At 70.5% G+C, this 6,300-nt stretch carries 5 protein-coding genes; 1 reads left to right on the forward strand and 4 read right to left on the reverse strand.

The window, feature by feature from the left end:
* Positions 1 to 4: 4 nt before the first annotated feature.
* From ACZ6C6_RS34610 to ACZ6C6_RS34625, 4 genes are all read right to left on the reverse strand, one after another.
* Complete coding sequence (locus tag ACZ6C6_RS34610; RefSeq protein ID WP_469208786.1) at positions 5 to 1,705, reverse strand: flavin monoamine oxidase family protein; 1,701 nt, start codon at positions 1,703 to 1,705, stop codon at positions 5 to 7.
* Between the two features lie 54 nt (positions 1,706 to 1,759).
* The gene (locus ACZ6C6_RS34615; protein ID WP_469208788.1) at positions 1,760 to 2,557 is read right to left on the reverse strand and encodes a carbon-nitrogen hydrolase family protein; all 798 of its coding nucleotides are present in this window, start codon (positions 2,555 to 2,557) and stop codon (positions 1,760 to 1,762) included.
* A 254-nt stretch (positions 2,558 to 2,811) separates the two neighbouring features.
* The gene (locus ACZ6C6_RS34620) at positions 2,812 to 3,267 is read right to left on the reverse strand and encodes an Lrp/AsnC family transcriptional regulator (RefSeq protein ID WP_018103925.1); all 456 of its coding nucleotides are present in this window, start codon (positions 3,265 to 3,267) and stop codon (positions 2,812 to 2,814) included.
* 95 nt (positions 3,268 to 3,362) lie between these two features.
* Positions 3,363 to 4,829 (reverse strand): GuaB1 family IMP dehydrogenase-related protein, encoded by a 1,467-nt coding sequence (locus ACZ6C6_RS34625; protein ID WP_469208790.1) that lies wholly within the window; start codon positions 4,827 to 4,829, stop codon positions 3,363 to 3,365.
* Positions 4,830 to 5,136: 307 nt separating this feature from the next.
* On the opposite strand from ACZ6C6_RS34625, the gene ACZ6C6_RS34630 reads away from it, so the two are divergent.
* Complete coding sequence (locus tag ACZ6C6_RS34630; RefSeq protein WP_469208792.1) at positions 5,137 to 6,159, forward strand: terpene synthase family protein; 1,023 nt, start codon at positions 5,137 to 5,139, stop codon at positions 6,157 to 6,159.
* Positions 6,160 to 6,300: the final 141 nt, after the last annotated feature.

Here is a 6,300-nt window from a genome sequence, read left to right on the forward strand (position 1 = left end):
CCGCTCAGTCCTCCGGGAGCTCGACCGGGGCCAGTTCGTCGAAGCGGTCGCCGGGGCCGGGGTTGGTCGCGTCGGTCGCACCGCCGAAGTGGGTCATCACGCCCCACACGGCGTTCAGCGCGGTCTGCACGGCCCCCTCGGCCCAGCCGGCCGTCCACGAGATGTCGTCACCGGCCAGGAACAGGCCCCGCTTGTCGGCGGGCAGCCGGTCCTGCATGAAGTGGGTGAACAGGCGCCGCTGGTAGCGGTAGTGGCCGGGCAGGTTGGCCTTGAACGCGCCCATGAACCACGGCTCGTTCTCCCAGGAGACGGTGACCGGGTTGCCGGTGATGTGGCCGCGGATGTCGACGTTCGGGTAGATCTCGCCGAGCGACTTCAGCATGACGTCCATCCGCTCGGTCGCCGAGAGCGGCAGCCACTTCAGGCTGTCGTCGCACCAGGTGTACGAGAGGCAGATGCTCGCCGGCCGGTCCGGCCCGTCGTCCAGGAGATACGTGCCCCGGGTCATCCGGTCGGTCAGCGTCATCGACATGGTGTCGCGGCCGGTGGTCTCGTCCTTGTCCAGCCAGAACGGCCGGTCGACGGGCACGAACAGCTTGGACGACTCCATGTAGTGGGTGCGCTCCATCGCCGTCCAGTGGTCGATCGGGAAGAGCGCGTCGTCGCAGGCGATCTTGGAGAGCAGCAGCCAGGACTGCCCGGTGAAGACGGCGGCCCGGAAGGTGCGGATGTCGCCGGAGGCGTCCGTGACGGTGATCCGGTTGCCGGCCGTGCGGTTCAGCCGGGTGACGGCCCCGCGCGGCTCGCCGCCGTGCAGCGAGGACAGCGAGGTACCGAGCGGCCAGTGCGTGATCTTCTGCGGCTCCCGCTCCCACAGCCGCAGCGGGAGCTGCTGGCTGCCGCCGACGATGGAGCGGTGGTGGTCGTCCGCCTCGGTGTAGACGACGCGCAGGATCTCCAGGATGGAGTTGGGGAAGTCGGTGTCCCAGCCGCCGGTGCCGAAGCCGACCTGGCCGAAGATCTCGCGGTGCCGGAAGGACTTGAAGGCGTCGGAATCGCAGAGGAAGCCGTAGAAGGTCTGGTTGTCCAGCTTCTCGACCAGCCGGGACCAGATCTCCCTGATCCGGGGCACGTCGCGCTCGCGCATCGCCCGGTTCATGTCGGAGAAGTCGGCGCCCCCCTCCAGGCAGCGGTTCCAGGCGTCCATCACGTCGCGGTAGACCTGCGGGAGTTCGTCGATGGTCCTGGCGTAGTGCGACTCGCCCTTGAGGTCGACCACGGTCGAAGGGGTGGCCGGGCAGAGCGGGTTGGGGAACGGCTTCGTCTCCAGGCCCACGAGGTCGATGTAGTGCTGGAGGGCGGTCGAGGAGGGCGGGAAGCGCATCGCGCCCATCTCGGCGGTGAGCGGCTCGCCGTCGGTGGCACAGCCCTCGAACTCGACGGTGCGCAGCCGTCCGCCGATGCGGTCGGCCTCGTAGACGACCGGCTTGAGGCCCATCTTCATCAGTTCGTACGCGGTGATCATGCCGGAGAGCCCGCCGCCGATCACGGCCACCTCGGTGCCGTGCTCGGTCGCCGGTATCTGGCCGAGCCCCGCCGGGTGGGCGAGGAAGTCGTCGTACGCGTACGGGAAGTCCGGCCCGAACATCGTGATCGGCGGGGCCGCTTCCTCGGGGTGCTGGACGGCGGGGGGCACGGCGGTCATGGGGCGGGGACTCCTCGGGCGGAAGGGGGAAGACGCGGGAAGGGGTGTGCGGGCTCAGACCAGGGAGCCGTACAGGCCGGGACGGCGGTCGCGGAGATACGGGTTGGCGGCCCGGGAGTCCGCGAGCAGGGCGGGGTCGACGTCGGCGGTGACCAGCTCCTCGCCGCGCCCCGCACGGGCGCGGACCGTGCCGTCCGGACCGGCCAGGCAGCTCAGCCCGGTGAAGTCGAACTCGCCTTCCGGACCGGTGCGGTTGACGTACGCGATGTACAGCTGGCTCTCGAAGGCGCGGACCGGGACGAGGGATTCGGCGACGAACGAGAAGGGGTGCATCAGCGCGGTCGGGACCAGCAGGAGGTCGGTACCGGCCAGGGCGTGCGCCCGTACGTTCTCCGGGAACTCGACGTCGTAGCAGGTCAGCAGGCCGATGCGGACCCCGTCCAGCTCGGCCTGGACCACGGGCTGCCCGCCGGGGGTGAACCAGCGCTGCTCGAAGTCCCCGAAGAGGTGGGTCTTGCGGTAGTTGGCGAGCGTGGTGCCGTCGGGGCCGATGAGCTGGGCGGAGTTGTACAGGGTCTCGCCCTCGCGCTCCGGGTAGCCGTAGTGGACGGCGATCCCGTGCCGCTCGGCGATCCCGGCGACCGCGCGGGCGGCGGGTCCGTCGGCGGCCTCGGCCAGCCGGGGGACGTCGTCGCCGATGGCGTACCCGGTGAGGTACAGCTCGGGGCAGACCAGGAGCCGGGCGCCGGTGGCGGCGGCGCGGCCCGCGGCCTCCGCCAGCAGCTCGACGGACCCGGCGACCGAGCCGGGACGCCCTGAGCTCTGGAGCAGGGCGGTGCGCAACGGCGGCATGGCTGACCTCGGACGATACGGGCGGGGCGGGGACGTAGAAACGGTACGTTCCGCCCTTTGGCCCGAACAAGACGCGACCGTTGCGCACCGACGGCCGATCCGTTGCGCGGATCGCGCCGGGCACGAAGATTCATTGCGCCGCTCCGGCCCGACCCGCGCTTTCGAGGAACAGGGCGGCCCATTCCGGCCCGTCCGGCGTCCGAGGACGGAACCCTCGCCGGAGGGCCCGGCCCGGCCCACCCTGCGGACGGCCGCTACCCCGGGGACCCCGACGAATACCGCCGCAACAGCGGCGAAAGCACGAGCACGGACTTCGTCCGCTCCACGTACGGCTCCCCCGCGATCCGTTCGAGCACCTGCTCGAAGTGCCGCATGTCCGCCGCGAAGACCTGCACCAGCGCGTCCGCGTCCCCGGTGACCGTGGACGCGGAGGCGACCTCGGGATAGCGGGCGAGCCCCTGCTTGATGGACTCCGGGGACGTGTTGCGGCTGCAGTAGATCTCGATGTACCCCTCGGTCTCCCAGCCGAGCGCCGCCGGGTCGACCCGTACGGTGAAACCGGTGATGGCCCCCTCGGCGCGCAGCCGGTCGACGCGGCGTTTCACGGCGGGTGCGGAGAGTCCGATGATCGAGCCGATGTCGGCGTAGGAGCGGCGGGCGTCCTCGGCCAGGGCGTGGACAATGCGTTCGTCGAGGTCGTTCAGTCGCACGTCGTACGGGTCACTTCTCTGCGAAGGCGCGGGCGGAGCCGGGCATGACGATGCCGGGGGACGGCGCGTACCGTCCCCCGGCAGTAGACCACGGGTCAGCTCCAGCTGGCGTGCAGCGGCTTGCCCTCCGCGTAGCCGGCGGCGCTCTGCACCCCGACGACGGCCTTCTCGGCGAACTCGGCGAGGGAGGCCGCGCCCGCGTACGTGCAGGAGGAGCGGACGCCCGCGATGATCGAGTCGATCAGGTCCTCGACGCCCGGGCGCGCCGGGTCCAGGAACATCCGCGAGGTGGAGATGCCCTCCTCGAAGAGCGCCTTGCGGGCACGGTCGTAGGCGGACTCGTCGGAGGTCCGGTTCTTCACGGCGCGCGCGGACGCCATGCCGAAGGACTCCTTGTAGAAGCGGCCGTCGGCGCTCTGCTGGAGGTCGCCCGGGGACTCGTAGGTCCCGGCGAACCAGGAGCCGATCATGACGTTGGACGCCCCGGCCGCGAGCGCCATGGCGACGTCGCGCGGGTGGCGGACCCCGCCGTCGGCCCAGACGTGCTTGCCGTACTTCTTCGCCTCGGCGGCGCACTCCAGTACGGCCGAGAACTGGGGGCGGCCCACCCCGGTCATCATGCGGGTGGTGCACATGGCGCCGGGTCCGACGCCGACCTTGATGACGTCCGCGCCGGCCTCGATGAGGTCGCGCACGCCCTCGGCGGCGACGATGTTGCCCGCCACGATCGGCACCTGCGGGTCCAGCGCCCGGACCGCGCGCACCGCGCTGATCATGGACTCCTGGTGGCCGTGCGCGGTGTCCACGACGAGGGTGTCCACACCGGCGTCCAGCAGCTGCTTCGCCTTGCCGGCCACGTCGCCGTTGATGCCGACGGCGGCGGCGATCCGCAGCTTGCCGGCCGCGTCGGTGGCCGGGGTGTAGAGCGTGGCGCGCAGGGCGCCCTTGCGGGTGAGGATGCCGACCAGGCGGCCGTCCGCGTCGACGGCGGGGGCGAGCTTGCGGTTGGCACCGTCCAGCTTGTTGAAGGCGTCGCGCGGGTCGATGTCCGCGTCCAGGACGACCAGGTCCCTGGACATGACCTCGGAGAGCTGGGTGAAGCGGTCCACGCCGGACAGGTCGTGGTCGGTGACCACACCGACGGGCCGGCGGTCCGCGTCCACGACGACCCCGGCGCCGTGCGCGCGCTTGTGCAGCAGGGACAGCGCGTCGGCGACGGTCTGTCCGGGCGACAGCTCGATGGGCGTGTCGAGCACCAGGTGGCGCGTCTTCACCCAGGAGATGACCTCGGTGACGACCTCGATCGGGATGTCCTGCGGGATGACGACGAGGCCACCGCGGCGGGCGACGGTCTCGGCCATCCGGCGGCCGGCGATCGCGGTCATGTTCGCGACGACGAGGGGAATGGTGGTGCCGCTGCCGTCGGGCGAGGACAGGTCGACACCCTGGCGCGATCCGACCGCCGACCGGCCCGGGACCATGAAGACGTCGTCGTACGTGAGGTCGTACGGGACCGAGGGGGACTCTGTGTAGCGACCGGTGCCGGGCTCAAGAAAACGCATAACACTCATTTTTTCATACGAAATGGCGCAGGTCGCTTCCACGAAGACACAGCAAATGACTCCCGCGCTCGTATGTTCCTACGAAGGAACCGCTGCGGGAGTCCCGGGCAAGTGCCACCTGCCTTACCCCCGGACCTTACCCGAACAGCTTTCAACCATTCCCGATCATCTGCCCTGGACCTGGTGACAGGGGCTCAGGTAGCTTCAAACCCGCAGGTCCCGTGGGTCACCACAACGCCCCGGAGGAACGGACGGATCATGCTCAACTTCCGTCACCCGTACGACCGGAGAGGATCACGACCCGCCCGTGGAGAACGAACTGCCGGACATTTACTGCCCGTTCCCCCAGCGGACGAATCCGCACGTCGCCCACGTACGGGAGCATCTGGACACCTGGACCCGCAAAACCGGTCTGGTGCACCGGGATTCGGCCAGGGAGCGCTTCGAGCAGGCGGACTTCGGCGCGTTCGTCGGGATGGTCTACCCGACCGCCGACAGTGAGAATCTGGACCTGGTCGCCGACTGGTTCGTCTGGCTCTTCCTGGTGGACGACCAGCTGGACGACGGCCATCTCGGCCGGAGCCCGGAGCGGGTGCGGGACGTCGTCGCCCTGATGCTGTCCGTGGTCGAGGGCACCCGCGCCGGTGTCCTGGAGAACGAGGAGCTGCCCGCCGCCGTGGTGGCTCTCATCGACCTGTGGCAACGCACGACGCGGACGGCGGCGGTGCACTGGCGGCGCAGGTTCGCCTGGCACCTGATGAAGTACCTCACCACCGCCACCACCTGGGAGGCGGGGAACAGGGCGGCGGGCGTGGTGCCGTCGGAGGAGCTGTACATAGAGAAGCGCCGCCACACGGGCGCGATCATCGTCTGCATGGACCTGATAGAGATCGTCGCGGGCATCGAGGCGCCCTCCTCGATCCACAACGACCCCCGGTTCATCACCGCCCTGGAGGCGTCCTGCAACCACGTCTGCTGGGCCAATGACGTGTATTCGTACGAGAAGGAGCAGGTGCTCGGCGAGATCCACAACCTCGTCCACCTGGTCCGCCACCACCGCGGCTACGGCAAGCGGGAGGCGCTGGAGCACGTCTGCGCGGAGATCGCCGTCGAGACGGAGCGTTTCCTGACGGCGGAGACCGAGCTGCTGGAGGCGTATCCGCAGCTGACGCCGATGCTGGAGCCGTATCTCGACGGCATGCGCAGCTGGATGCGCGGCAATCTCGACTGGTCCCGGCAGACGCCCCGCTACAACCCGGCCGACGTCAGCCAGTACGAGCAGCCGGAGCAGTATCTGGAGTCCACGGTCCTCGGCGTCTCCCAGGACTGAGTGCCGGAGATACGGGAGAGGGGGGGGGGGGGGGGGGGGGCGCGCCCCCCCCGCCCCCCCCCCCCCGGGCCGTTAACCGCGAGCCCCGGGCCCCACCCACGGCGGCCGGCCGGCGGGGCGCCGGCGGCGGGGGGGGCGTGG

This window comes from Streptomyces sp. NPDC041814 (assembly GCF_055590565.1).

What these genes read in the sequence shown, in the direction of transcription:
- ACZ6C6_RS34615 (WP_469208788.1), bottom strand. Translation starts at nt 2,557, where the DNA reads ATGCCGCCGTTGCGCACCGCCCTGCTCCAGAGCTCAGGGCGTCCCGGC.
- ACZ6C6_RS34625 (WP_469208790.1), bottom strand. Translation starts at nt 4,829, where the DNA reads ATGCGTTTTCTTGAGCCCGGCACCGGTCGCTACACAGAGTCCCCCTCG.
- ACZ6C6_RS34610 (WP_469208786.1), bottom strand. Translation starts at nt 1,705, where the DNA reads ATGACCGCCGTGCCCCCCGCCGTCCAGCACCCCGAGGAAGCGGCCCCG.